General features: G+C 64.0%; 23 protein-coding genes and 1 riboswitch. Of the genes, 14 read left to right on the forward strand and 9 right to left on the reverse strand.

All coding sequences use genetic code 11. The features are described 5' to 3' along the window. Positions 1 to 60 precede the first annotated feature (60 nt). Positions 61 to 175, reverse strand: a riboswitch (SAM riboswitch). 297 nt (positions 176 to 472) lie between these two features. From B0919_RS13480 to B0919_RS13505, 6 genes are all read left to right on the forward strand, one after another. Continuing rightward, a complete protein-coding gene (locus B0919_RS13480) occupies positions 473 to 1,573 on the forward strand; it encodes a PA14 domain-containing protein (RefSeq protein ID WP_078012802.1) in 1,101 nt (366 codons plus the stop codon). A 134-nt stretch (positions 1,574 to 1,707) separates the two neighbouring features. After that, the gene (locus B0919_RS13485; protein WP_078012803.1) at positions 1,708 to 2,841 is read left to right on the forward strand and encodes an alkene reductase; all 1,134 of its coding nucleotides are present in this window, start codon (positions 1,708 to 1,710) and stop codon (positions 2,839 to 2,841) included. 284 nt (positions 2,842 to 3,125) lie between these two features. After that, positions 3,126 to 3,971: an SDR family oxidoreductase gene (locus B0919_RS13490; RefSeq protein ID WP_254846583.1), complete on the forward strand. Its 846-nt coding sequence runs from the start codon at positions 3,126 to 3,128 to the stop codon at positions 3,969 to 3,971. Positions 3,972 to 4,122: 151 nt separating this feature from the next. Then, complete coding sequence (locus tag B0919_RS13495) at positions 4,123 to 4,728, forward strand: gluconate 2-dehydrogenase subunit 3 family protein (RefSeq protein WP_078012805.1); 606 nt, start codon at positions 4,123 to 4,125, stop codon at positions 4,726 to 4,728. Positions 4,729 to 4,951: 223 nt separating this feature from the next. Next, complete coding sequence (locus tag B0919_RS13500) at positions 4,952 to 6,502, forward strand: GMC family oxidoreductase (protein WP_254846584.1); 1,551 nt, start codon at positions 4,952 to 4,954, stop codon at positions 6,500 to 6,502. A gap of 152 nt (positions 6,503 to 6,654) precedes the next feature. After that, positions 6,655 to 7,992 (forward strand): family 1 glycosylhydrolase, encoded by a 1,338-nt coding sequence (locus B0919_RS13505; RefSeq protein WP_078012807.1) that lies wholly within the window; start codon positions 6,655 to 6,657, stop codon positions 7,990 to 7,992. Positions 7,993 to 8,095: 103 nt separating this feature from the next. Here the strand turns inward: B0919_RS13505 and B0919_RS13510 are convergent, their stop codons facing one another. Further along, on the reverse strand, positions 8,096 to 10,501 hold the full coding sequence (locus B0919_RS13510; protein WP_078012808.1) for a T9SS type A sorting domain-containing protein: 2,406 nt from the start codon (positions 10,499 to 10,501) through the stop codon (positions 8,096 to 8,098). Positions 10,502 to 10,733: 232 nt separating this feature from the next. Continuing rightward, positions 10,734 to 12,242, reverse strand: a complete 1,509-nt coding sequence (locus B0919_RS13515) for a catalase (RefSeq protein WP_078012809.1) — start codon at positions 12,240 to 12,242, stop codon at positions 10,734 to 10,736. A gap of 170 nt (positions 12,243 to 12,412) precedes the next feature. On the opposite strand from B0919_RS13515, the gene B0919_RS13520 reads away from it, so the two are divergent. Continuing rightward, the gene (locus B0919_RS13520; RefSeq protein ID WP_078012810.1) at positions 12,413 to 13,345 is read left to right on the forward strand and encodes a hydrogen peroxide-inducible genes activator; all 933 of its coding nucleotides are present in this window, start codon (positions 12,413 to 12,415) and stop codon (positions 13,343 to 13,345) included. 51 nt (positions 13,346 to 13,396) lie between these two features. Here the strand turns inward: B0919_RS13520 and B0919_RS13525 are convergent, their stop codons facing one another. Continuing rightward, the gene (locus B0919_RS13525; protein ID WP_078012811.1) at positions 13,397 to 14,152 is read right to left on the reverse strand and encodes an SDR family oxidoreductase; all 756 of its coding nucleotides are present in this window, start codon (positions 14,150 to 14,152) and stop codon (positions 13,397 to 13,399) included. 77 nt (positions 14,153 to 14,229) lie between these two features. After that, entirely contained in the window at positions 14,230 to 14,802 is a 573-nt protein-coding gene (locus B0919_RS13530; protein ID WP_078012812.1) for a Crp/Fnr family transcriptional regulator, read from the reverse strand. Between the two features lie 253 nt (positions 14,803 to 15,055). On the opposite strand from B0919_RS13530, the gene B0919_RS13535 reads away from it, so the two are divergent. From B0919_RS13535 to B0919_RS13550, 4 genes are all read left to right on the forward strand, one after another. Beyond that, positions 15,056 to 15,805 carry an alpha/beta fold hydrolase gene (locus B0919_RS13535; RefSeq protein ID WP_078012813.1) on the forward strand — a complete coding sequence of 250 codons (750 nt, stop codon included), beginning with the start codon at positions 15,056 to 15,058 and terminating at the stop codon, positions 15,803 to 15,805. A 46-nt stretch (positions 15,806 to 15,851) separates the two neighbouring features. Next, positions 15,852 to 16,700, forward strand: coding sequence for an MIP/aquaporin family protein (locus tag B0919_RS13540; protein WP_078012814.1), 849 nt, complete (start codon positions 15,852 to 15,854; stop codon positions 16,698 to 16,700). 60 nt (positions 16,701 to 16,760) lie between these two features. Continuing rightward, positions 16,761 to 16,988, forward strand: a complete 228-nt coding sequence (locus B0919_RS13545; protein ID WP_078012815.1) for a hypothetical protein — start codon at positions 16,761 to 16,763, stop codon at positions 16,986 to 16,988. Positions 16,989 to 17,050: 62 nt separating this feature from the next. Beyond that, entirely contained in the window at positions 17,051 to 17,725 is a 675-nt protein-coding gene (locus B0919_RS13550) for an SOS response-associated peptidase (RefSeq protein WP_078012816.1), read from the forward strand. Here the strand turns inward: B0919_RS13550 and B0919_RS13555 are convergent. The 4 genes from B0919_RS13555 to B0919_RS13570 all read right to left on the reverse strand — a co-directional run bounded on the left by B0919_RS13555 (position 17,722) and on the right by B0919_RS13570 (position 19,905). Beyond that, entirely contained in the window at positions 17,722 to 17,943 is a 222-nt protein-coding gene (locus tag B0919_RS13555; protein WP_078012817.1) for a hypothetical protein, read from the reverse strand. The two genes, B0919_RS13550 and B0919_RS13555, sit on opposite strands and share 4 nt — an antisense overlap. Before the next feature lie 228 nt (positions 17,944 to 18,171). Continuing rightward, positions 18,172 to 18,372, reverse strand: coding sequence for a hypothetical protein (locus B0919_RS13560; RefSeq protein ID WP_078012818.1), 201 nt, complete (start codon positions 18,370 to 18,372; stop codon positions 18,172 to 18,174). A gap of 178 nt (positions 18,373 to 18,550) precedes the next feature. After that, positions 18,551 to 18,913: a hypothetical protein gene (locus tag B0919_RS13565; RefSeq protein ID WP_078012819.1), complete on the reverse strand. Its 363-nt coding sequence runs from the start codon at positions 18,911 to 18,913 to the stop codon at positions 18,551 to 18,553. A gap of 311 nt (positions 18,914 to 19,224) precedes the next feature. Then, positions 19,225 to 19,905, reverse strand: coding sequence for a 2-C-methyl-D-erythritol 4-phosphate cytidylyltransferase (locus B0919_RS13570; protein WP_078012822.1), 681 nt, complete (start codon positions 19,903 to 19,905; stop codon positions 19,225 to 19,227). A gap of 139 nt (positions 19,906 to 20,044) precedes the next feature. Between B0919_RS13570 and B0919_RS24775 the strand changes: the two genes are divergently transcribed. After that, the gene (locus tag B0919_RS24775) at positions 20,045 to 20,446 is read left to right on the forward strand and encodes a hypothetical protein (RefSeq protein WP_176133039.1); all 402 of its coding nucleotides are present in this window, start codon (positions 20,045 to 20,047) and stop codon (positions 20,444 to 20,446) included. A 70-nt stretch (positions 20,447 to 20,516) separates the two neighbouring features. Here B0919_RS24775 and queA read toward each other — a convergent pair whose 3' ends face one another. Further along, the gene (gene queA, locus B0919_RS13580) at positions 20,517 to 21,569 is read right to left on the reverse strand and encodes a tRNA preQ1(34) S-adenosylmethionine ribosyltransferase-isomerase QueA (protein ID WP_078012824.1); all 1,053 of its coding nucleotides are present in this window, start codon (positions 21,567 to 21,569) and stop codon (positions 20,517 to 20,519) included. A gap of 224 nt (positions 21,570 to 21,793) precedes the next feature. On the opposite strand from queA, the gene B0919_RS13585 reads away from it, so the two are divergent. Together B0919_RS13585 and B0919_RS13590 are read left to right on the forward strand one after the other, a co-directional pair. Beyond that, the gene (locus B0919_RS13585; protein ID WP_078012825.1) at positions 21,794 to 23,056 is read left to right on the forward strand and encodes an ABC transporter permease; all 1,263 of its coding nucleotides are present in this window, start codon (positions 21,794 to 21,796) and stop codon (positions 23,054 to 23,056) included. Positions 23,057 to 23,407: 351 nt separating this feature from the next. Beyond that, positions 23,408 to 24,271, forward strand: a complete 864-nt coding sequence (locus B0919_RS13590; protein WP_078012826.1) for a TIGR00730 family Rossman fold protein — start codon at positions 23,408 to 23,410, stop codon at positions 24,269 to 24,271. Positions 24,272 to 24,344: the final 73 nt, after the last annotated feature.

A 24,344-nucleotide genomic window follows, 5' to 3' on the forward strand; every position in this document is an offset into this window, starting at 1 on the left:
TCTTGGAGGTGCGCTTGGCGCTATCCAGAAAGCCCCGGCCACTTCGGAAAGTGCCGGTTCCGCTCATCTTTTCCGAACGCGCGGCTGCGCCTCGGATGGGAGTTAGCACCTCTGCCGCAGTGGCTGGTTGCTAAGACGTCACAGGGCCCAGTCCCTCGGTCTTTCTGGATAAGCTACAGCGAAGATACTACGCAATAATGGGAATGCCAAGCAGGCCCCGCAGCCCGCGCCGGTACTTTGCTTGGGGTTCAAAAACAGCGCCGCCCGCGCCATTGCCGGCCATATCCCCGGCTTCAACTGACCATCTTTCCGGCGGCCACGGGCGTTCAATCAACGGGTACTGCTTTCGGATGCAGCCATCAGGCGGAGCCCCGGTGAGGTTGGTAGGGGCGTGGCCAGGCGTTGGTAGACTGGCACGGGGCGCTGGTTGATTAAGCACGCAAAACGAGTTAGTCAGCGTTATCTTTTCCTTATGAAACGCCTCGCACTACTACTCTTACTCGGCCTGGCGACGGGCGCACAGGCCCAAACCTCGGCGCTGCCTACCGGCGACGGGCTGCAGGCGGCCTACTACAACGGCATCAACTTCGATAAGCTGGTGCTGCGCCGCCGCGACGCGGCCATCGACTTCGACTGGAAAAAAGAGCCGCCTGTGGATGGCTTGGGCTCCGAGTTCTTCTCGGTGCGCTGGGAGGGGTTTATTCTCGCGCCAGTCACCGGCGAATATGAGTTTTCGACGGTAATGGACGACGGCCTGCGCGTGTGGCTGGGCGGCAAGCGCATCATCAACGCCTGGCGCGAGCAGGACCACGTGCCCGGCGAAGCGCACCTGCGGCTGGAGGCTGGGCGGTATTACCGCTTGCGCGTCGAGTATTTTCAGACCATCCGGGACACCCGCGCCCTGCTGCGCTGGCGCCTGCCCAATGCCTCCGCGCCTGAGCCGGTAAGCGGCGCATATTTCTTTGCCGCCCTGCCCGCATCGGCCAGGCCCATTGCGCCGCCCGCGCCCAAGGCGGCGCCCGTAGCTGCGCGCCCGCAGCCCCTACCGGCCGAGCGAGTGGCGGCGCGGCCCGCGGCGGTGAAGGCCCCGGCGCGCAAGCCCGCCCCGCCGCGGCCCCGCCCGGTGCAGCGCGCCGTGGTTCCGGCGGCCGCGCCGGGCCGCGTGCCCACGCCGCCGGTGGCCCAGGTAGCCGTGCCCACCGACTCGCTACCCGACCTGGCGGCGCTGGTCAAAGGCGAGGCGGTAGCGCTGCGTAACCTGTACTTTGAGCAAGGGAAGGCGCGCCTGCTGCCTTCCTCGCAACCCGAGCTCAACCGGCTGGTGCGGGTGCTGCAGGCGCAGGCGGCGCTGCGTTTCGAAATAGCGGGCCACACCGACAACGTGGGCGACGCCGCACTAAACCAGCAGCTCTCCGAGCAGCGCGCCCGGGTGGTGCGCGCCTACCTGGTCCAGCGCGGCATCGACTCGCTGCGGCTGACGGCCGTGGGCTACGGCGGCGCCCGCCCCGTGGCCGACAACCGCGACCCGCGGCTGCGTCCGCGCAACCGGCGCGTAGAGCTGGTGGCGCGGTAGCGGGCGTAAGTTGGGGCGTTGTGGTTCCCCGCAGGATACCGGCCGAAGCGCGTTCGGCCGTAACCGCGGGCTCTGGTTGACGGTTAGACTGCCATTGTGCCCGAAAGCGGGTACTGCTAACCCTTCCGAAATCCATGAGCCACCACACTCCCGTTCTGTTTTCGCCCTACAAGCTGGGCGCCATTGAGCTGCCTAACCGCCTGGTAATGGCCCCCATGACCCGCAGCCGCGCCACCGAACCCGGCAATGCACCGACGGATTCCGTCGTGCAGTACTACGTGCAGCGCGCCTCGGCCGGCCTCATCATCACCGAAGGCGCCCAGGTATCGGCGCAGGGCGTGGGCTACATCAATACGCCCGGCATCTACACCGAAGAGCAGGTAGCCGGTTGGAAGCGCGTAACCGACGCGGTGCACGCCGCCGGCGGCCGCATTTACGTGCAGCTCTGGCACGTAGGCCGCGTGTCGCACCCCTTCTTCCACAACGGCGAGCTGCCCGTCGGCCCGTCGGCCATCAAGCCGGAAGGTGCCAAGGCCTTCACCGGCCAGGGCTTTGAGGAAGTACCCACGCCGCGCGCCCTCACGCTGGAAGAAATTCCGGGCGTGGTGGAGCAATTCCGTCAGGCTGCCCGCAACGCCAAAGCCGCCGGTTTTGACGGGGCCGAAATCCACGGCGCCAATGGCTACCTGCTCGACCAGTTCATCCAAGACGGCTCGAACCAGCGCACCGACGAGTACGGCGGCTCGGTAGAAAACCGCGCCCGCTTCGTGCTGGAAGTAGTGCAGGCCGTCGTCGACGAGCTGGGTGCCGACCGCGTGGGCATCCGCCTCTCGCCGCAGGGCAGCGCCAGCATTTCCGATTCCGACCCCACGGCCACCTTCAGCTACGTCACCGAGCAGCTGAACCAGTTCAACCTGGCCTACCTGCACGTGCTCGAGCCCCTGCCCGGCCACCCCATGGCCCGCCCCGATGGCAAGCCCGCCATTGCGCCCGCCCTGCGTAAGATCTTCAACGGCACCGTCATCCTGAACGGCGGCTACACCCAGGAAACGGCCGAAGCGGCCCTCTCAGCCAACGAGGCCGACCTGATTTCCTTCGGGGTGCCCTACATTGCCAACCCCGACCTGGTGGAACGCTTCGAGCAAGGCGCCGCGCTGAACCAGCCCGATTTTGCCACTTTCTACGTGCCCGGCGACAAAGGCTACATCGACTACCCCTCGCTGGCCGAAGCCCAAACGGAAAAGGCTGCCGACTACCAGAGCAACTAAGGGCGGCTGAATAGCCCGTAGCGGCTGCTGCGCCCAGCGTGCCCAGGCCCCTGTCTTGCTGCGGCGAGGCAGGGGCTTTTTCGTTGGCGGTAGGGTGCAGGTCACCGCCCGCCCATAGCCGCCGCGGCGCGGCTTTGCGTATGCAAACTCGACCACACCCCTGACCCCGCCACCCCATGGCCGCCAAGAAACCTGCCGCTTCCAAAGCCGCCGCCCAGCCGGCCGCAAAATCGACCCGCAAAGCACCTGCCGCCAAAAGCGAAAAGCGCCCGACGGCGGCTGAGATGAAGCAGCACGCCGAAAAACTGCCTTACCCGGCCCGGCAGGCCGATATGAAGCTGCAACCGGCCTCGGACCTGGCTGGCTACCAGCCCGCCGGCAAGCTCAAAGGCAAAATTGCCCTCGTTACTGGGGCCGACTCAGGCATCGGGCGGGCGGTGGCCGTGGCCTTTGCCATGGAAGGCGCCGACGTAGCCGTGCTCTACAACGAAAACGACGTGGACGCGCAGGAAACGCAACGGTTGGTGGAAGGGCAAAAGCGCCGCTGCCTGCTGCTGAAGCTGGACGTGCGCGACCCGGAGCAGTGCAAGCAGGCCGTGCGCCGCACCCGTAAGGAGCTGGGCGGGCTGAACATCCTCGTCAACAACGCCGCCTTTCAGATGGCGCAGGAGAAGTTTGAGGATATTTCGGAGGAGCAAATCCGCCGCACCTTCGACACCAACATCCTCGGCTACATCTGGATGGCGCAGGCCGCCATTCCGCACCTGCAGAAGGGCGACAGTATCATCTGCACCGGCAGCATCGTGGGCCTGACGGGTATTCCGCTGCTAGTGGATTATGCCTGCACCAAGTCGGCCATTCATGCCTTGGTGAAAAGCCTGGCGCAGTACCTGGGCGAGCGGGGCATCCGCGTCAACTGCGTGGTGCCGGGCCCGGTCTGGACGCCCAACATTCCCGGCACCATGCCGCTGGAGGAAATCGAGAAGTTTGGCCATGAAGTAGCCCTGAAACGCCCCGGCCAACCCGAAGAGCTGGCTCCGGCCTACGTGCTGCTGGCCTCGCAGGACGGCTCCTTCATGACCGGCTCGCTGGTGCACGTAACGGGCGGCAAGCTCAGCAGCGACCAGTAGGGGGCCGGCCTGGATACGGCCGCAGCCGGCACCTGACCACCCCAGCACAACCTTTCGCCGAGTCAGGTAGTTAGCTCATCATAACTCGGCTACGCCGCGGCTTCGCGCCGCCTCGATTACCCGCCGACCACACCCGGCTTATTTTACCATTATGCCCGCCGCACCTCAGTATCCCGCCGGCACGGTGCGGGCCTTGCTCGCCACCCCGCACGTGAGCGAGCCGACCCGTGCCGCCCTGGAAGCGCGCCTCATGGCGCCCCCGTACACGCCGCAATTCTTCGACGCCGACACCTACGCCCTGCTGCAGGCCGTGTGCCGCCGCCTGCTGCCCCAGCCCGACCGCCCAACCGATGCCATTGAGCTGGCCGCGGGCATCGACGAGCGGCTGCTGACCGGCCGCGCCGACGGTTGGCGTTACGACGTGCTGCCGCCCGACCGCGAAGCTTACCGGCTTGGGCTGGGCGGCATTCAGCAAGTGGCGCAGGCGCAGTTTCAGCGCGACTTTCTCCGCCTGACGGAGGAAGAACAGGACGCCGTACTCACGGCCGTGCAGAGCGGCAATCCGCCCGGCGACGTCTGGCTGAAGGTGGATGCCGGCCGCTTTTTCGAAGAGTTGCTGGCCGAGGCCACCATTCTGTATTACTGCCACCCACTGGCCCAGGAAGAAATCGGTTACGTGGGTTCTGCCGACTTACCCGCGTGGACGCGCATCGGGCTGAACGAGCGGGAAGACCGAGAGCCGGAAGCGGTGGAATAGCGAGGTGGTGAAATGGTGAGCTGACGTTACTCCATTTCGCCGTCCGCCGCTCACTATTTCACCATGTCACCATATCACCTACCACACCGTGCCCGACGAAGAAGAGTTATTAGAAGAAAGCGTAGTCAGCCCCGTGCAGCCCGAAATCCAGGACCCGCTGCTGCGCGAGCTGCTGCAGAAGGAGCCCGCTGCTGGCAAAATCACCGCGCCCCAGCCCGACAAGCTGCCCGAGCCTGCCGACGAAGTGGACTGCGTCGTCATCGGTACCGGGGCGGGCGGAGCGCCGCTGCTGGCGCGCCTAGCTATGGCGGGCTTGCGCGTGGTGGCCTTAGAAGCCGGCCCGCGCCACGAGCCCCGTCGCGACTTTGCCACCGATGAGCAGGCCCAGGCGTTTCTCTTTTGGAACGACGAGCGGCTATCGGCCGGCCGCGACCCGCTGTCCTTCGGCAACAACAACTCCGGCACCGGCGTGGGCGGCAGCACCCTACACTACACCGCCTACACCCCGCGCGTGCAGCCCGACGACCTGCGCCTGCGCACCGAGTTCGGCGTGAGCCAGGACTGGCCGTTGAGCTACGACGACCTCGCCCCGTACTACGACGAGCTGGAGTGGCTGCTGGGGGTGTCGGGCCCCTCGCCGTACCCGTGGGGGCCGGCGCGCCAACGCGGGTACCCGCTGCCGCCGCTGCCGCTCAACGGGGCCGCGCAGCTCATGCAGCGGGCCTGCGAAAAGCTGGGCATCCGCACCTCGCCGGCGGCCAACGCGGCCTTGTCGGCGCGCTACTACCAGGAGGGCATTGGCTGGCGCGAGGCGTGCACCAACCGTGGCTTCTGCCAGGCCGGCTGCTCCAACGGCGCCAAGGCCAGCATGGACGTCACCTTCATCCCGCTGGCCGAGGCCCACGGTGCTGAAGTGCGCGCCGAGTGCTTCGTGACGGAAATTGAGCGCGACGCCCAGGGCCGCGTGACGGGCGTGGTGTACCAGCAGCACGGCGAAGAGCACCGCCAAAAGTGCCGCACACTCTTCCTCTGCGCTGGCGCCGTGGAGACGCCACGCTTGCTGTTGCTCAACGAATTGGCCCTGAGCAGCGGGCACGTCGGCCGCAACCTCATGGCCCACCCCGGCCTGCAGCTCTGGGGCACCTTCGACGAGGTGGTGCGGCCCAACAAAGGCATTCCGGGCGGGCTGATTTCGGAGGACACCCACCGGCCTCGGGACGCGGATTTTGCCGGTGGCTACCTGCTGCAGAGCATCGGCGTGATGCCCGTGACCTTTGCCAGCCAGGTGGCGCGGGGCCGTGGCCTGTGGGGCCAAGCCCTGCGCGACTACCTGCGGCAGTACAACCACGTGGCCGGCATCAACATCCTTGGCGACTGTTTGCCGCACGCCGATAATTTCCTGGAGCTGTCGGAGGAAAAAGACTCCCGCGGCCTGCCCAAGCCGCGCGTGTACTTCTCGTACCAGGAAAACGAGCAGCGCCTGACCGTCCACGCCGAGCGCATGATGCGCCAAATCTGGGAAGCCGCCGGCGCCCGCGACCTGTGGACGTTTCCGCGCTCGGCCCACGTCATCGGAACCTGCCGCATGGGCCTGAGCGGCGACGATGCCGTGGTGGATGCCGACGGCCGCTGCTTCGACGTGCCCAACCTCTACATCTGCGACAATTCCGTATTTCCCAGTGCCCTAAGCGTCAATCCGGCCCTGACCATCATGGCCCTGAGCCTGCGCACCGCCGACCGGTTCCTGGAAAAGAAACTGCGCCGCGACGCATAACCTGCTCGTGTCGGGTCATCCTGAGGCGCAAGCCGAAGGACCTTATCGTGCCTGAACGGCAGGCATCAGAGCTTACTACCTGACGTGAGGAGGCCCTTCGCCTGCGGCTCAGGATGACACGATAAAATACCGCCGCAACCACCACACCACCCATGCCGCAAGACTTTCTTTCCCTAATCAAGCGCAAGTTCGGCGACGGGCACTACGCCGGCGACGAGTACGGCGGGGCCGCTGGCCACGACGGCCGCGGCCTGCCCACCGGCGCGCCCGGCAACTTCATGTTTGCCACCGGCATCGAGTGCTCGTACCCCACCATTGATAACGGCCGCACGCGCCGCGACCTGCTGGCCGAAACCGACCACTACGCCCGCTACAAGGAGGACCTGGGGCTGGTGAAGGAGCTGGGCCTGAAAGTGCTACGCTATAATCTGCCCTACTACCTGATCCACAAGGGGGCCGGGCGCTACGACTGGGAGTTTGCCGACCTGGCCCTGGCCGAAATTCAGCGCCTGGGCCTCACGCCCATCCTGGATCTGATGCACTTCGGCGTGCCCGACTGGGTGGGCAACTTCCAGAACCCCGAGCTGCCGGTGCACTTTGCCGAGTACTGCGGGGCGGTGGCCCGGCGCTACCCCTGGGTGCGCTTCTACACGCCCGTCAACGAAATCTACGTGACGGCCCGCGCCTCCGCCAAGGACGGCATCTGGAACGAGCAGCTCCAGGATGACCGGGCCTTTATCACGGCCATGAAGCACGCGGCGGCGGCCAGCATCATGGGCACCCAGCAAATTGCCCAGCACCGCCCCGATTGCGTCATCGTGCAAAGCGAATCGGCCGAGTACATCCACGAGATGCGCGCCGTGCCCTCCGAGGAAATCAAGCTCATCAACCAGCTGCGCTTCCTCTCGCTGGATTTGCTCTACGCCCACCCGCTCGATTCGCGGGTGCTGATGTACTGCCTCGACAACGGCCTGACGCGGCAGGAGCTGGACTGGTTTATGGCCGGCGAGCCGCCCGGCTACCAGATCATGGGCAACGACTACTACGGCCGCAACGAGCGAATCGTGAAGCCCGACGGCAACTGGTGCTCGGCCGAGGACGTGCTGGGCTGGTACACCATGACGCGCCAGTACTACGAGCGGTACCGCAAGCCCGTGATGCACACCGAAACCAACACCTTCAACAAGCAGGACGCCGAGTGCTGGCTCTGGAAGCAGTGGGTCAACGTGATGCGCATCCGGCAAGACGGTGTGCCCGTCGTCGGCTTCACGTGGTATTCGCTGCTCGATCAGCTCGATTGGGACATCAGCCTGGCCGAAAAGCGCATGTCCGTCAACGCCTGCGGCCTCTACGACCTCGACCGGAAAATCAGGGCTGTGGGCGAGAGCTACAAGATGATGATCCGCGAGTTTGGGCAGATTACCATGGTGCCCCACGGCGAGCTGTTCGAAATAACGCCCCGCCCGGCCGCGCTGAAAGTAGACGTGTAAGTCAGCTACCCAGGTGTTATTGAGCAAAAAAGCCCGGCTCCTCGCGGAGTCGGGCTTTTTGTTGGCAACCCGGGCGGGCCAGCCGCCGGGCGAGTAAGCTGGCTTACTTGGTCAGCGAGAGCTGACGCACCGTGAACTCGTTGCCGGCCTGCACTTTCACCGTGTAGATGCCCGCGGCCAGGTGCGAGAGGTTCAGCTGGTTTTCGAAGTTGTTGCGCAGCTCGGCCGTGTGCACCGTCTGGCCCAGGGCGTTGATAACGCGCACCTGCAGGGCGCCCTGTACATGGGCGGCGCGCACATCCAGCGCTACTTGGCCGTTGCTCGGGTTCGGGAACAGGGTAATGGCGTTGCTCAGTTCGGCGCTGCGCGTAGCCGTCACCACGGCCAGCCCAACTTCAATGGCCAGGCGGGTTTTGAGCGTGGTGGTGTTCACGTCGGCCCAGGCACCCGTGGTCGGCGACTGGAAGAAGAACACGCCGGAGCGCAGCGGGTCTTCCACTTGGTAGCCGATGCCCACGTTGCCGGCCACTTCGCGCAGACCGATGTAGAACGGCCCGTTCACCGTCACGTTGCCCGGTACCGGAACGGTAACGATGCCAGCGGCCGTCGGCCGGTTTTGCGTGGGCGAGGAGTAGATTACCGTGCCCGGCGCCCCCGTGCTGGTGGCGTTCAGCACCACCACTTGGTAGGTGGAAGTGGTGGTAGCGTTGGCCGGGAAGTTCAGGCGCACTTCACTGACGCGCGTGTTCTGCGGCACCGAGTATTTCACGGCCAGGATGCCGTTCGGGGTAGTGCTCGATACGCCCACGCCCGTCGCGTTGAGCGGGCTGGCGTCGTCGTAGTAGCTCAGCTGGGCCGGGGTAACAGCCTGCGAGTAAGTGCCGGTGTTGTTGGCGGCGTCGTCATCGGCGGGCAGCGTTACGCTGATGGCGTTGGTGCCCGACGTAGCCGTGACGGGGTAGGTGGCAAACGTCACGACGGTGGAAGCACCCGGGGCCAGCGAAGCAATGGTTTGCTGGTTCGTGAAGGTGGTAGCGCCCGTCACGTTCAGCGTCACGGTGCGGTTGGTGATGGCCGTGGAGCCGCCGTTGCGCACTACTGCCTGCACCGTTACGGGCGAGGCCAGCGGCGATACTTTGCCCGTGGTGTACACGGCTGCTACGGCCGCGTCGTTGGGCGGCAGGGTGGTGATGCAAAGCGTGAATGCGCCGCCCACGGGTGTGGTGAGGTCCGTGTAGCCGTAGTAGCGCACGTAGTAGACGTTGCCAATGGTCAGGCCGGTCAGGGCCAGCGTTTCGGCCCCGCTCGCGGTGGCATCTACGCAGTTCAGGGCCGTGAGCGAGCCGCAAGCGCCGCTGAAGGCCTGCACTACCCCGTCGAGGGTGGTGCTGCTGGCCGTGACGATGTGCGCCGTGGACGTGGCCGTGAACTTATACCACACGTCGCCGGCCGCGCCGGACGTCGAGCCCGAGCAGGCGCTGGGGGCCTGGCTCTGCGTGGCGCCGGTGGTGGTGCCGTTAGTTGTAGTGGCGCAGGTGGAGGTAGCGCTCGGCGTCAGGGTAATAGCGCCGGCGCAGTCGTCGTTGGCCAGGGTCGTCAGAAACGAAACCGAGGTAAGCTGCGAGGTCGTGCTGCCCACGCAGTTCGCCACGATGTTGACGGTGTAGGCCGTGCCCGGCGTCAGGCCCGTCAGGGTGATGGGCGAGTTGATCGGCGACGGCGTCACCGTGGTAACGTTGGCGGGCGTCGCCGTGGGGAAGTAGGTGACGTTGTAGGTAGTATTGCCCGCGCCGGGCGTAAAGGTCACCTGGGCGCCGGTGGGGGTCAGGCCGGATACGGCCAGGTCCGTGGCAGCCGGGCAGGTTGAGGTGAGCCCCGTCAGCTGAATGTTCGGGCGGGCGGCGCTCAGCGTGCCGTTACCGCTGGGCGCGGTGTTGTCGGCGCTCCAGTACTGGGCCTGCGCGGTGGTGGTGGCGATGCTGCGGAATGCTTTGCCGGTGCTGGTTTCGTTGCCGCCGCCGCCGGCATTAGTTTCCACAATGACCTCCAGGTTGCTGGTGCCGTTGTAGGCGAAGGAAGTCGCCAGCGGAATGGTAACCCAGGTATTGGCGGTGAAAGACGTCGCCGGGATGGTGCCGTCGTACACCAGCGTAGCCCCCGTTTCTTCCGCGGCTACCGTGGTGGCCGCCGCAAAGCTACTGTTGCTGACGGCCTTCAGGTACACCTTAGTAGGCGCGGCGCCGGGCGTGCCCACCGCGTTGAGGTAGAAGCCCACAGCCGTGATGGTGCCGCTGCTGCCGATTTCGGCCGGCGTGTAGATCAGGGCGCTGCGCTCGAAGCCAAACCAGGTGGCTAGGGGGCGGCGCTGAACGCCGACGTTGGGGTTGCCGGCCGGCACCGTAAGCTGAGCCATAGCCGCCGGGGCTAGCAGCAGAGCCGAGGCCAAGGTCAGCAGCCGCAGCCGCAAGCTACTCTTGGCGAAAGGAGGGGAGTAGAGTTTTTCGCTCATACAGCGGAGTTAGGGGTGGTGGAAGGAAAGTTGCAACGTAACCGGTTCAGCCGGTGCGCCTAATGTAGCACTCCTGCTTAGAAAACCAGCGAAGGATTTTGTACGATGCGTCTTAAGTAAGCTGGCAGAGCACCCGGGGCTGGTGCGGCCGCCACGCAAAAAAGCCGGCCCCAAGGGAGCCGGCTTTTTCCAGTGCAATGAGTTTTCTTTAACTAAAATGTTTCCCCCAACACTACACTGTAGCTGCGGCCGGGGCGTGGTGCGCCGGCATGGTGATGTTCACGTTCAGGCCCTGCGCAATGGCCATACCCAGCCCGATGTCGGCGCGGAACCAGTGGCAGAGCTGGCGCTGCAGAATCTCTTCGCGCTTGGGGCCCGTCACGCCGCTCATCGCGCCTACGATGTTCTCGATGGTGTTGCGCTGGGCTTCAGGCGTCATCAGGCGGAATAGGTTGCCCGGCTGCGAGTAGTGGTCGTTTTCGCCGGGGGCGTTGCGGTCGTAGCGGTCGGCCAGGCCGTGCAGCTCCTCGGCCGGCTCGCCCACCGAGTGGTCTTCCTGCGGCCCGTCGAAGGAGTTCGGGAAGTAGTTAGGGCCGGCGCCGCCGTTGTCGCCCAGGGCCATTTGGCCGTCGCGCTGGTAGTTGCTGAAGCCGTAGGGGCAGCGGTTCACGGGCAGGTGCTCGTAGTTGGTGCCCAGGCGGTAGCGCTGCGCATCGGGGTAGCCTAGCAGACGACCCTGCAGCATTTTATCGGGCGAGTAGCCGATGCCGTCCACCACGTGGGCCGGGGCGAAGGCGGCCTGCTCCACGTGAGCGTGGTAGTTCACCGGGTTTTCGTTCAGCTCCAGCACCCCCAGTTCGTGCAGCGGGTAGTCGGCGTGGGGCCACACCTTGGTCAGGTCGAAGGGATTGATGCGGTACGTCGCCGCGTCGGCCTGGGGCATGATCTGCACCTTCAGCGTCCAGCGCGGGAAGTCGCCTTTCTCAATGGCCTCCACTAAGTCGCGCTGCGCAAAATCCGGGTCGATGCCCTTCATCGCCGTGGCTTCCTCGGCGGAGAAGTTCTTGATGCCCTGCTGGGTGATGAAGTGGAATTTAACGTAGAACCGCTCGTTGTCCTTATTGATAAAGGAGAAGGTGTGCGAGCCGAAGCCGTGCATGTGGCGGTAGCCGTAGGGCGTGCCGCGGTCCGACATCAGAATGAGCACCTGGTGCAGCGACTCCGGGTTCAGCGACCAGAAGTCCCACATGGCCGTGGCCGATTTGCAGTTGGTGAACGGGTCACGCTTCTGGGTGTGGATGAAGTCGGGAAACTTCACTGGGTCTTTCACAAAGAACACGGGCGTGTTGTTGCCCACCAGGTCCCAGTTACCTTCCTCGGTGTAAAACTTCACCGCGAAACCGCGCGGGTCGCGCTCCGTGTCGGCCGAGCCTTTTTCACCGCCCACGGTGCTGAAGCGCAGGAATACACGCGTCTGCTTGCCTACCTCCGAAAACACCTTGGCGCGGGTGTACTGCGTCAGGTCCTGTGTCACGGTAAAGGTGCCGTACGCGCCCGAGCCTTTGGCGTGCACCACGCGCTCCGGAATCCGCTCCCGGTTGAAATGAGCCAGCTTCTCGTGCAGCAGGTAATCCTGCAGCAGCACCGGGCCGCGCGGGCCGGCGGTTTGCGAGTTTTGGTTGTCCCAGATGGGACGCCCAGCGGCGGTAGTCAGTCGGTTCGGATTCTGGTTCTCAGCCATCGGTAGCAGCAGTTGATTCTGTTGTTGAGGTGCTGCAAAGGTGCCCGGAAAGGTATTATCAAGAAAATCGATAATTTTTATTCGTGTATAGTTTTTGTTGATGGTTAGCTTTGCCTGTCATTTCAGAGTGAATCGAAGGATGACAGATACCCTGTAAGATTTCCCGCGCCATGACCCTGCAGCAACTGGAATACCTGGTTAGCCTCGAGACGCACCGGCAGTTCGTGCTGGCCGCCGACAAGTGCTTTGTTACCCAGCCCACACTCAGTATGCAGGTGCAGAAGCTCGAAGACGAGCTTGGCGTGCTGCTGTTTCACCGCACCAAAGGCGGCATCGAGCCGACGCCGGTGGGCGCGAAGGTGGTGCAGCAGGCCCGCGAGGTGCTGCGCGCCGTAAAACAGCTGCGCGAGGCCGTGCAAATGGAAAAAGGCGAACTGGTGGGCGAGCTGCGCCTCGGCATCATTCCCACCCTGGCGCCTTACTTGGTGCCGCTGTTCTTGCTGGAACTGGTGGAGCAGCACCCGCAGTTGCGCGTGCAGGTGGAGGAGCTCCAAACCGAGCACATCGTGCAGCGGCTGAAAGATAACCGCCTTGACGTGGGCCTGCTCGTGACGCCGCTCGACGACCGCGCCCTGCAGGAAATACCGCTGCTGGAAGAGCCCTTTCTGGCTTACGTCGCCGAAGGCCACCCGCTCTACCAGCGCCCGGACATCCAGCCCGAGGACCTGCAGGACCATGAAATGTGGCTGCTGCAGCAGGGCCATTGCTTCCGCCACCAGGTGCTCAACATCTGCACGCCGCGCCCGGCCGCCGATCCGCGTCCGTTTACCTACGAAAGCGGCTCCATCGAAACGCTCAAGCACCTGGTGCGCCAAAACCGCGGCTACACGCTGGTGCCTGAGCTGTCGGTGCTCGATGAAATCGACCACAACCCCATGATCAAGCGCTTTGCCGCGCCCGAGCCGGTGCGCGAAGTCAGCTTGGTGGTGCACCACAGCTTCGTGCGCCGGCCGCTGCTCACCACCCTGCGCGACACGGTGCTGCGCCGCACGCCCGAGCGCCTGCACGCCCGCGGCGCGGGGAAGAAGATTCGGTGGAAATAGCAGCGCCCGTCGCGGAAAGGCAACGGGCGCTGTGGGTAGGCTGAAGGCGGCTTACACCAGCACGGCGCCACCATCGACCACAATGGTCTGGCCGGTGCTAAACCGCTCGCGCAGCAGGTACAGGTAGGTCTGAGCCACGTCAGCGGCCTCGCCCACGCGGCCCACCGGCAGGCGCTGGCCGGTTTGGGCGTAGAGGGCTTCACGTTCAGCCGCCGGCAAGGGGGCCCACAAATCGGTCTTGACCACGCCCGGCGCCACGGCATTGACGCGAATCGGGGCCAATTCCACGGCCAGGGCCCGCGTTAGGGCATCCATGGCCCCGCAAATGCTGGCGCCCACTGCCCAGCCGCGGCCGGGTCGCAATGCGGCAATGCCACTGGTGAGAACGATGGAGCCGCCCGGACGCAGGCGCGGCACCGCGTGCCTGACGGCCGCCAGCGCCCCGAAGTAGCGCAGCTCGAAGGCGCGGCGCACCTGATCCAGGGCGGTAGCGGCCAAATCGCCGAGCTGCAGCGCGTCGCCGGCGGTAAACACGAGGTGGTCGAAGGCGCCAACCCGGGCGAACAGCTCTTGCACCCGGGCTTCATCGGTGAGGTCGGCGGCGTGTCCGGTAGCGCCGGCCGGAAGCTGGGCCACGGCCTGGGCCACCCGTTCCGGCTGGCTTGATACCACAACCACCGTTGCGCCGGCCGCCGCGGCGGCCTGGGCTGTGGCCAGCCCGATACCGGCCGTGCCGCCGAGCACCACAACGCGTTTGTCGGCCAGAAAATCGGAGGTAGCGGGCAGAGAATGAGCTTGGTCTGTCATTGGTTGGCAGTAATTGGTTTGTGCCAACAAAGGTCCGGACGGGGCATTCGGCCGCGTTTACCAAATGGTAAAAAGCGTTAGTTGGCGGTCCGGCGGATGCGGCTCAGCGACTGTTGCGTCACCCCCAGGTAAGAGGCCACGTCGCGCAGCGGGACGCGCAGGGCCACCTCGGGCTGCCGGATCAGAAACAACTGATAGCGCGTCTTGGCATCGGCCCCGAGGTAGGCGTTGCGGGTCTGGATTTTGTCGAGCAAGGCTTGCTGGATGATGCCGTTGAGTAACTCGCGCAGGTACGGCAGCTGCGCGTACAGGCGTTCCAGCCCCTGCTTGGGCAGCCCGATGACTTGCGCCGGGCAAGCGGCCTGAATGCCTTCGGTGGAGGGCGTTTCCTGCGTGAAGCTGTGCAGAATGGTACAGAACTGGTTTTCCTTCAGGAAAAAATGCGTCACTTCCACGCCTTGCTCGTTTTGCTTCACGATGCGCAGCACGCCCTCCACGACAAAGAACAACTCGCGGCAGACGCGGCCCTCCTGATGCAGGTATTCACCCGGAGCCGCGGCGCGCGGCCGCAGCTCGGTACCGATCAGGGCTTCGTCAGCAGCAGAAATGGAGCGGAACATCCGCAGGAAATTGAAGAGGGGAGCAAGCATGACCGCGCGTTCAGTGGCACTCCAAGGTACGCCGGTCCTGGTGGGCGGGGTTGGCGGCCGCCCCGGAGGTGTTCTACAGGAGCTTGCGTACCAGTGGCCAGGGCCAGCGGCCAAGCATCCGGCTTCGTAGTAGGGAAGTAGCGGGCATGGCAGTCAACGCAGCCGAATTTCCAATGCTCCTCAGGGGCGGCGGGTGTTCGTCCCGGCCAGGCCGTTTTGCGTAAGGAGCCAAACAGCTAATTTTTGCCCTGCCATGGCCGCCCCGGTTCCTACGCTCATCTTCCTGCATTACTGGGCCGGCTCGGGCCGCGAGTGGAACGAAGTCGTCAGCGCCCTTGGGCCCGATTATCAGTGCCTGACGCCCGACCTCGGTGGTTTCGGCGATGCCCCGCCGCCGGCCACGGGCTTTTCCGTGGAGGCCTACGCCAGCGAAGTGGAAGCCCTGGTAACCCGACATGAGCTAACGGATTATGTGCTCGTCGGGCACAGCATGGGCGGCAAAATTGCGCTGGCAGTAGCCACGCGCCAGCCCGTGGGCCTGCGCGGTCTGGCGCTGCTCACGCCCTCGCCGCCCACGCCCGAGCCCATGCGCGAGGAGGAGCGCCAGCTGAGCCTGCGCAGCTTCGGCGACCCAAACGCCGCCGACGAAACCTTCGAGCACATTACCGCCCGGCCCCTGCCCGACGAGGTGCGCCAGCAGGTCATTGCCGACAACCTGCGCAGCAGCAAAGCCGCCTGGGATGCTTGGCTGCTGCAAGGCAGCAAAGAGGACCTGTGCGCCCTGATGCCGCGGGTGCAGGTGCCCGTGTTTCTGCTGACCGGTACGGCCGATGCGGTATTGCCGCCCCAGGTGCACCGGCGTGAGCTGCTGCCCTGCCTGCCCGCCAGCACCACGTTTCACCTCATCGAAGGCGCCGGCCACCTGCTGCCGCTGGAAGCCCCGGGCGAAGTAGCCCCTGCGCTGCGCCAATTCCTGGGCGAGCTGCAGGCCGTAGCGGCCTAACTAAGCTCGTGCGCGTTACGTTGTAGCGGATGCCGCTCCTTCCCGTATGTCCTTCGTTTCCTCCCTTGCCGGGGCGTGGCGGCGCCATTGGCCGCATTACCTGACCGAAGCCGCCGGCCTCGCCTTTTTTGTGAGTTGCGCCAGCTGCTTTACCGTGCTGCTCGAACACCCGGCTTCGCCCGTGCGCCAGAGCCTGGCCGCCGACGAGCTGCTGCGCCGCGTCATTATGGCCGGGCTGATGGGGCTGGTCATCGTCGTTATTATCTACAGCCCGTGGGGCCAACGTTCCGGAGCCCACATCAACCCCGCCGTGACGGCCGCCTTCTGGCACCTAGGCAAGGTGCGCACCGCCGATGCCGTGTGGTACGTACTCTTTCAGCTGCTGGGCGGCCTGCTGGCGGCGCAGCTGATGAAGCACGTGGTGCTGGCGCCCTGGTACGGCCACCCCGCCGTCAACTACGTGCTGACGCAACCCCCGCCCGGCCCCAACGGCTGGTGGCTGGCCTGGCTGGCCGAGTTCAGCATCACCTTCGTGCTGATGGGCACCACCCTGCTGATGCTGCATTCGGCCCGGCTCAAGCGTTGGACGGGCTGGGTGACGGGCGTGCTGCTGGCGGCGTATATCATCTTCGAGACACCGTATTCGGGCATGAGCCTGAACCCCGCCCGCTCCCTGGCCTCGGCCGTAGCGGCGGGTCAGTTTCACGGCTACTGGATCTACCTGACGGCGCCCGTAGCCGCCACCTGGCTGGCCACCGCGCTGTTTCGGCGCTTCTACCACGATCATTCCATGGTATGCGCCATTCTGGCCGGCTGCGACCCGTCGCCGCGCAGCCCCCACGCCGACCTCACCGAGCCGCCGCTGTACCCCGACCCGCAGGCGACGGAAAAATAAGGGGCCTAGGCGACGCCCAAAAGCGTAGTTTGGCCCCAAACTACTTTTCCTCCCTGCTTTATGGCTTTTGTCAACCTCACTCTTTTGCCCACCGAGGGTACCCACGATGCCCATAACATCACCACGGCAAACGGCCTGTACGATGTCGTTACGGCCAACGGCGTCAGCTGCGTACGCCTGCGTACTTGGGCTGAGGGCCGCCCAACCACCGGCGCCGCTACGCAAACGGTGCATCTGACGGCTGACCAGTTGCGGCAGATGCTGCACGCTGCGGAAAACGTAGCGTAGCCGGAATCAGTAAAAAGGTGAAGTTGCCGGTACCGGCAGCTTCACCTTACTGCCCCCTCACTATGTGCGGCCGCTACACCGTCATCACGCCCGGACCTTCCCTTGAGCAGCGCTTCGACGCCTCCTTCTCCGACGCCGCGCCCACGGCCAATTACAACGTGGCTCCCTCGCAGCGCATGCCCATCATCACCAACCTGGCCCCGCACGACATTCAGGCCGTGCAGTGGGGGCTGATTCCGGCCTGGGTGAAGGACCTCAAGCAGGCCCCCAAGCCCATCAACGCCCGGGCCGAAACCCTGCCCGAAAAGCCGTCGTTTCGGCAGCTGCTGCAGCGCCGGCGCTGCCTGGTGCTGGCCGACAGCTTCTACGAGTGGCAGCAAACCGCGCGCGGCAAGATTCCGCACCGCATCCTGCGTGAGGACGAGCAGCCTTTCGCCTTTGCCGGCCTCTGGGACGAATGGGCCGACCGCAGCACCGGCGAGGTTATTCCCACCTACACCATCATCACCACCGACCCCAACGAGCTGATGGCCCGCCTGCACAACCGCATGCCCGTCATCCTGCCCGACCGCGCCGCCGAGCTGGCCTGGTTGTCCGAAGACGCAACGGCCGCCGAGCACCAGGCGCTGCTGCGCCCGCTGCCCGACGGCCTGCTCCGGGAATATGCCGTGACCACCCTGGTCAACTCGCCGGCTCACAACGACCCTTCGGTGCTGGAGCCCGCCGCGGCGGCTTAGCGGCCGAAGCCGAGAAAACCGCCTTTGTGCCGGCGGTAAGCCGCACCGCGGGTCTTCTTGCGCTTTTTGCGCTTGAATTTGTAGCCGCCACCAAAGGCGTCGTGGTCAGTTGTGGTCAGCGTGCTCGTGGTAGCTGCGCTGGCGTGGGCGCCGTACGTAGCCTCGGCCGGAGCGGTGGCCAATACGGCGAGAACGAGGGAGAAGCAAAGCGTTTTCATAGCGGTAGAAAGGTGCTGAAGTGGAGAAATCCTAGAATCTTTTGACGGTGCAAGTCTACGCCTACTTTCTGCCAGGGCAAAAAAAAGGGCCTCACATGAAGATGTGAGGCCCTTTGTGGCTCAGGAGTAGGAGGTAGTCGGCACAGGTGCAAAAACCACTTCCGAAGCTCAGCGGTTAGGTTTCGCTACCAAGGTGAAGCTGCAGATATCCCCCAAACATGCGGGGCGTTAGCGGCGTCGGCGCCAGGCGGGCCGGTTCTTCTTGCGCTTCTTTCGCTTTTTCAGCCCCTCGACGCGGTCAGCAGATGCGGCTTTAAGCGTTGGGGCCGCGGGGGCAGGAGCGGTGAAGGATTCGGCGCTGCTGTGCTCAGGGAAAACCGTGGTACCTAGCAGCAATCCGGCCAGGGCATAGTAGATCTGCTTACGCATAAAGGTAAGTTTTGGTGGTGGAAAAGGGTCGGCGTCAACGGGAGGCAAGTATACGCATAAGTGATATTAATTCAACAATTAATTAGCAAAGTTATATAGTTAGGCGTTTGGAATTATCAGTTCAGCAAAACAGCCCGCTCCTTGTCAGAAGCAGGCTGCTAGAAAATGCCGAGTCGGATTATTGACCAGCTTGAGCGCCAGCGGGTTTCGCGCCCTGGTTGCTTTGGCCACCCTGCCCACCTTTGCCGGCTTGGGCGTTGCCTTGGTCGTCGCCGTCGGTGAAGTCTTCGATGGCGTCCTGAATCTGGTCGGAGTACTTCGCCAGCACGAAGACGGCCCCGGCAGCAATGGCCGCAATGCCGAGCACGAGCTGGGTGGGCGTCAGGCGCTGGCTGGCTTTGCGCAGCAGAGCACCGCCGTGGCGCAGCAGGTCTTCCACGTGGTCGTTGTCGCCGCGGATGACGTGGAAGGCGCTTTCAAACGTGCGGGCAATGTCTTCCGGCAGAATGTCTTCGATTTGCTTTTCGAGCTGGTTGTCCATGGGGCGGAACAGTTGGTAGATGGTATCGGAACAAACACCCGGCCGGCAGCCGCCGAACGGGTGTGGAGGGCATTACGCAAAACTCCCGGCGAAGGCTACAGCCGAGCTGGGAGTTTTTTGAGATGCACTTGCATAGGCTGGGTTTTGGCCCACCGCCACAACGGCCCGGCCGTGTTATTCCTACTCCCGCCAGCTGTGCCCATGCGCGTTCGTACGGGCCCGCTTCGAATGCTGGTAGCCAGGCGGCTTGGTCGGAAACAAAAAAGCCCGCTCCGGAAGCAGGCTTTGGCTTAATCGCTCCCAGGGCCACGCTAGCGGCCGCGCAGTAGCGCTTCGGCCAGCACCAGGTCTTCCGGCGTGGTGATTTTGAGGTTGCCGTAGTCGCCTTCCACCAGGCGGATGGGGTGCAAATCCTCCACCACACTCGCGTCGTCGGTGAAGGTGGGCAGCTCCGGCAGCTGGTAGGCCCGCCGCAGCAGCTCCAGCTCGAAGCACTGTGGCGTTTGCACCAGCCGCAGCCGCGAGCGGTCCAGCGCGTACGAGCCCGTGGCCGACAAACCGCGCACCGAGTCTTTGGGGGCTACGGCCGCAATGGCCGCGCCGTGCTCCGCTGCCGCCGCGTACGTCTGCTCGATGACGCGGGCCGGCGTGAGGGGGCGCACCCCGTCATGCACTGCCACTACGCCCGTGGTGTACGCGCGTAGCTGCGCCAGTCCCTGCCGCACCGAGGCCCAGCGCGTGGCCCCGCCTGCCACTACTTCGTGGGCCAGGTCGGGCGCGTAGCGGGCGCGCAACTCCTCCCACACCCCAAACTGGTCGGCGGGTAGCACCAGCACCAGCTTTTCCACGCGCAGTGCCGGCTCGGCGAAGCGGCGCAACGTGTGCACCAGCACCGGTTCGCCGAGCAATTCCAGAAACTGCTTGGGCCGGTTGGCGCCCATGCGCGTGCCAGTGCCCCCGGCAACGATGATGGCAAAACGCGGAAGATTCATGCACTAGGCCCGGCGCCGGAATGCGGAAGCGCCGCCGGGCAAAAGTAGCAGGTGGCCACTCGCCGCCCACCAACCGGGCAACTCTATGGCGGAAGGTACGTCTGAAATAAGGTCGTTCTGCTTGTTTACTTCCCTTTTCATGGCACATAGCACTGATAAGACCCACTCCGCTAGCCCGAAGAAAGCCTCCGCCAATTCTCACGTCGTCCCTGTGCAAGCCATCGGGGCGCAAGCCGTCGGAGCCTCTGCCACTGGGGCTTCCGCTACCGGTGCATCGGCTACGGGCGCCGCTGCTACCGGGGCGCAGGCCATTGGGGCTGGGGCGCAGGGGGCGCTGGCCATCGGCGCGGCTGCCCTTGGCGCTTTGGCCCTCGGGGCATTGGCGGTAGGCGTGGTAGCCATTCGCCGCCTCAGCGTGGTGCAGGCCCAGCTGCGCACGCTCGAAATTCAGCAGCTTACCATCAAGCGTCTGCAAGTGGATGAGTTGGTGCTGACCAAGACTGGCGACTCACCCACCGCCGCGCCTAACCCCGCGGAATAGGCTCGGCGCTACAAACAAAAAGCCCGGCCGCTCGCAGCGGCCGGGCTTCTCAACGTAAGTATGCTCCTGCTTACAGGATCAGCATGGCGTCGCCGTAGCTGAAGAACTTATACTTCTCCTTGATGGCGGTCTGGTACGCTTCGATGAGCAGGTCGTAGCCGGCGAAGGCCGAGGCCAGCATCATCAGCGTGCTTTCCGGCATGTGGAAGTTGGTCAGCAGCGAGTTGGCAATTTTGAAGTCGTAGGGCGGGAAGATGAACTTGTCCGTCCAGCCCTCGGTGGGCTTCAGGCGGGCGTTGGCCGACACCGACGACTCCATGGCCCGCATGGAGGTAGTGCCCACCGCGCACACGCGCTTCTTGTTGTCGAGGGCGCGGTTCACCACCGTGGCCGAGTCGGCCGGCACGATGAAGTTTTCCGAGTCCATCTTGTGCTTGGTCAGGTCCTCTACGTCGACGGGGCGGAAGGTGCCCAGGCCTACGTGCATGGTCACCGGTACCATGTCCACGCCTTTGATTTCGAGGCGCTTAATCACTTCGCGGGTGAAGTGCAGGCCGGCCGAGGGCGCGGCCACGGCACCCGTGTGCTTGGCGTAGATGGTTTGGTAACGCTCCTTGTCGGCCGTTTCCGGGTCGCGGGTAATTACCTCCTTGGGCAGCGGCGTTTCGCCCAGGTCGTGCAGGGCCTTGTAGAACTCCTCCTCCGGGCCATCGAACAGGAACTTGATCGTGCGGCCGCGCGAGGTGGTGTTGTCGATGACCTCGGCCACCATCACGCCGTCGTCGTCGAAGTACAGCTTGTTGCCGACGCGGATTTTGCGCGCCGGGTCCACCAGCACGTCCCACAGGTGCAGCTCCTTGTTCAGCTCGCGCAGCAGGAATACTTCAATCTTGGCGCCGGTTTTTTCTTTGTTGCCGTAAAGGCGGGCGGGAAATACCTTCGTGTCATTTACCACGAAAACGTCGCCGTCGTCGAAGTATTCAATGATATCTTTGAAGGTGCGATGCTCGATGCGGCCACTGTCGCGATGCAGCACCATCAGGCGCGATTCGTCGCGCTGCTTGGCGGGGTGCTGAGCTACCAGGGATTCGGGCAGGTCAAACTTAAATTCAGAAAGCTTCATGAGCCGGCGTTGGGTACAGGCAACAATGCGGGGAGAATACGCATTTTTTTCGGATTGCAAAAGTACAGAGCCAGCCCGGATATATCAGTATGTTTCTGTTAAAATTTGCATAGGCCACCGAGGGCGCAGCCGGGTCCGGCATACGCGTTTCGGGCCGCGTGGTTCAGCAGTTTAGCTGTAACCTGCTTACTTGCCGCCGTGTTGTAGGAGTACTTGTATCCGCTATGAAAACGCTTCGCCTGACCTTTGAAAGTTTCCGTTTCGCCTGGGAGGCGTTGCGCTCCAATCTGCTGCGCACCATTCTCTCGCTGCTGGGCGTCACGGTGGGCATTTTTGCCATTATTTCGGTATTCACCGTGGTCGATTCGCTGGAGGCCAACGTGCGGCAAAGCATGAACTTCGTGGGCGACAAGGTCATCTACGTGGCCAAGTGGCCCTGGGCCTTCGGCGGGGATTATCCGTGGTGGAAGTACTTCAACCGCCCCAGCCCCACCGTGCGCGAGCTGCGGGAACTGCAGCGCCTGCTCACGGCCGACAACAACCGCGGGGTAGCGCTGTTCGCCGCCCGCGGGGGCAACACGCTCAAGGCCGGCTCCAACAGCGTGGAGGACATTCCGCTGCAGGGCGTCACCTACGAGTACCGGCAGGTATCCGACGTGCCGGTAGCGGAAGGCCGCTACTTCACGCAGCAGGAAGTGGATGCCTCGCGCAACGTGGCCATCGTGGGCTACGACATTGCCCACAACCTGTACCCCAACGGCTCGGCCATCGGGCAGGAATTCCGCACCCACGGCCTGCGCTACACCATTGTCGGGGTGATGGAGAAGGAAGGCAAGAAGCTGCTCGATACGCCCAGCAACGACACCAACTGCCTCGTGCCGCTGGGCTCGTTCACCAAAATCTACGCCCTGAGCACCGGCAGCATGGGCGGCGCCCAGGGCACTATCGGCGTGAAGGGCACCGACAACGACCCCGGCCTGCTCAACCTGGAATCGGAAATCCAGGGGGCCATGCGCACCATCCGGGGGCTGAAGCCGCGCGAGGACGACAACTTTGCCCTGAACCGGCCCGAAATGCTGGCCGACGCCATCACCAGCCTGTTTAGCGTTATTGGCGTGGCCGGGGCCATTATCGGCTCGTTTGCCATTCTGGTGGGCGGCTTCGGCATTGCCAACATCATGTTCGTGTCGGTGAAGGAGCGCACCAACATCATCGGCATTCAGAAGTCGCTCGGGGCCAAGAACTACTTTATCCTGGCCCAGTTTCTCTTCGAAGCCGTGTTCCTGTGCCTGATCGGCGGGGCCGCCGGCCTGTGCCTGGTCTGGCTGGTGACACTGATACCGCAGGACGCAATGAAGATATTCATGTCCCTGAACCGCATCGTGCTGGGCCTGGGCCTGTCGGTGCTCATCGGCGTCATTTCGGGCATCATTCCGGCCGTCATTGCCGCCATGATGGACCCGGTTATTGCCATCCGCTCGAAGTAAGCAGGGCAGCAAATCGTTTGTCATCCTGAGACGCAGTTGAAGGACCTTATCACGCCTGGACGAGTTGTCCAGGCGATTGTCGTTCACACGTGATAAGGTCCTTCGCGTTCCGCTCAAGATGACGGAAAAGGTGCACAAGCCCGCATAACAATTTCACCATCTTAATAGGCTAATGTTAATAAATTGTTAACTTGGCCGCCCATACTTTTGGTCGTTCCACCGCGTAGGTGTCGAACGGCCTTTCTTTTGCTCCCCAATTCATTCCCATTTTTCCACTTCCCGGCCTGCCGTGCCCGAACCCGTGCGGTTGTGTCAGCTTAGAGGCGGCCGGCTTATTACGTCAGCGAGGCTATGACCAAACTGAAGAAAACCAGCAAAACCAATCTCCAGGAGGAGGCGCACAACGCCGGCAGCGGCCAGACCATCGTGCAGCCCGACGTGAACGACAACAAGGTCACGAGCATCAGCGACATCCGCGAGCAAACCCACGGCGAGCGGACGATTCAGCTGGAGGACGAGCAGAAGATCCGCAAGGCTTTCGTCGACAAAGACTGGAACGAGATTAAGATTGCCGACTCCTGGCAGATCTTTAAGGTAATGGCCGAGTTCGTGGAGGGCTTCGAGAAGATGTCCAAAATCGGCCCGTGCGTATCCATCTTCGGCTCGGCCCGCACCAAGCCCGAAAACCCCTACTACCAGATGGCCGAAGAAATTGCGGCCAAGCTGGTGCGCCACGGCTACGGTGTTATCACCGGCGGTGGCCCTGGCATCATGGAAGCCGGCAACAAGGGCGCCCGTTCTGAGGGCGGCAAGTCGGTAGGTCTGAACATTGAACTCCCCTTCGAGCAGACGCACAACATCTACATCGACCCGGACAAGGTTATCAACTTCGACTACTTCTTCGTGCGCAAGGTGATGTTCGTGAAGTACGCCCAGGGCTTCATCGGCATGCCCGGCGGCTTCGGCACCCTCGACGAACTGTTCGAAGCCATTACCCTGATTCAGACCCGCAAAATCGGCCGCTTCCCCATCGTGCTGGTGGGCTCGGCCTACTGGAATGGTCTGTTCCAGTGGATCGAGGAAGTGATGCTGCACGAGGAGCACAACATCTCGGCCGAAGACATGCAGCTGGTGCAGATCGTGGACGACGCGGCTTCGGCCGTGAAAATCATCGACGACTTCTACCACAAGTACCTGCTCTCGCCGAACTTCTAAGCCCTTCGGCCCGAACCAGGCATGCGAGCCTCCAACCCACCGGGTTGGAGGCTTTTGTTTTTGGGTATCGGCA

It is taken from the genome of Hymenobacter sp. CRA2 (assembly GCF_002007105.1).
Lineage (GTDB): Bacteria > Bacteroidota > Bacteroidia > Cytophagales > Hymenobacteraceae > Solirubrum.

What these genes read in the sequence shown, in the direction of transcription:
- B0919_RS13480 (WP_078012802.1), top strand. Translation starts at nt 473, where the DNA reads ATGAAACGCCTCGCACTACTACTCTTACTCGGCCTGGCGACGGGCGCA.
- B0919_RS13485 (WP_078012803.1), top strand. Translation starts at nt 1,708, where the DNA reads ATGAGCCACCACACTCCCGTTCTGTTTTCGCCCTACAAGCTGGGCGCC.
- B0919_RS13490 (WP_254846583.1), top strand. Translation starts at nt 3,126, where the DNA reads ATGAAGCAGCACGCCGAAAAACTGCCTTACCCGGCCCGGCAGGCCGAT.
- B0919_RS13495 (WP_078012805.1), top strand. Translation starts at nt 4,123, where the DNA reads ATGCCCGCCGCACCTCAGTATCCCGCCGGCACGGTGCGGGCCTTGCTC.
- B0919_RS13505 (WP_078012807.1), top strand. Translation starts at nt 6,655, where the DNA reads ATGCCGCAAGACTTTCTTTCCCTAATCAAGCGCAAGTTCGGCGACGGG.
- B0919_RS13510 (WP_078012808.1), bottom strand. Translation starts at nt 10,501, where the DNA reads ATGAGCGAAAAACTCTACTCCCCTCCTTTCGCCAAGAGTAGCTTGCGG.
- B0919_RS13515 (WP_078012809.1), bottom strand. Translation starts at nt 12,242, where the DNA reads ATGGCTGAGAACCAGAATCCGAACCGACTGACTACCGCCGCTGGGCGT.
- B0919_RS13520 (WP_078012810.1), top strand. Translation starts at nt 12,413, where the DNA reads ATGACCCTGCAGCAACTGGAATACCTGGTTAGCCTCGAGACGCACCGG.
- B0919_RS13525 (WP_078012811.1), bottom strand. Translation starts at nt 14,152, where the DNA reads ATGACAGACCAAGCTCATTCTCTGCCCGCTACCTCCGATTTTCTGGCC.
- B0919_RS13530 (WP_078012812.1), bottom strand. Translation starts at nt 14,802, where the DNA reads ATGCTTGCTCCCCTCTTCAATTTCCTGCGGATGTTCCGCTCCATTTCT.
- B0919_RS13535 (WP_078012813.1), top strand. Translation starts at nt 15,056, where the DNA reads ATGGCCGCCCCGGTTCCTACGCTCATCTTCCTGCATTACTGGGCCGGC.
- B0919_RS13540 (WP_078012814.1), top strand. Translation starts at nt 15,852, where the DNA reads ATGTCCTTCGTTTCCTCCCTTGCCGGGGCGTGGCGGCGCCATTGGCCG.
- B0919_RS13545 (WP_078012815.1), top strand. Translation starts at nt 16,761, where the DNA reads ATGGCTTTTGTCAACCTCACTCTTTTGCCCACCGAGGGTACCCACGAT.
- B0919_RS13550 (WP_078012816.1), top strand. Translation starts at nt 17,051, where the DNA reads ATGTGCGGCCGCTACACCGTCATCACGCCCGGACCTTCCCTTGAGCAG.
- B0919_RS13555 (WP_078012817.1), bottom strand. Translation starts at nt 17,943, where the DNA reads ATGAAAACGCTTTGCTTCTCCCTCGTTCTCGCCGTATTGGCCACCGCT.
- B0919_RS13560 (WP_078012818.1), bottom strand. Translation starts at nt 18,372, where the DNA reads ATGCGTAAGCAGATCTACTATGCCCTGGCCGGATTGCTGCTAGGTACC.
- B0919_RS13565 (WP_078012819.1), bottom strand. Translation starts at nt 18,913, where the DNA reads ATGGACAACCAGCTCGAAAAGCAAATCGAAGACATTCTGCCGGAAGAC.
- B0919_RS13570 (WP_078012822.1), bottom strand. Translation starts at nt 19,905, where the DNA reads ATGAATCTTCCGCGTTTTGCCATCATCGTTGCCGGGGGCACTGGCACG.
- B0919_RS24775 (WP_176133039.1), top strand. Translation starts at nt 20,045, where the DNA reads ATGGCACATAGCACTGATAAGACCCACTCCGCTAGCCCGAAGAAAGCC.
- queA (WP_078012824.1), bottom strand. Translation starts at nt 21,569, where the DNA reads ATGAAGCTTTCTGAATTTAAGTTTGACCTGCCCGAATCCCTGGTAGCT.
- B0919_RS13585 (WP_078012825.1), top strand. Translation starts at nt 21,794, where the DNA reads ATGAAAACGCTTCGCCTGACCTTTGAAAGTTTCCGTTTCGCCTGGGAG.
- B0919_RS13590 (WP_078012826.1), top strand. Translation starts at nt 23,408, where the DNA reads ATGACCAAACTGAAGAAAACCAGCAAAACCAATCTCCAGGAGGAGGCG.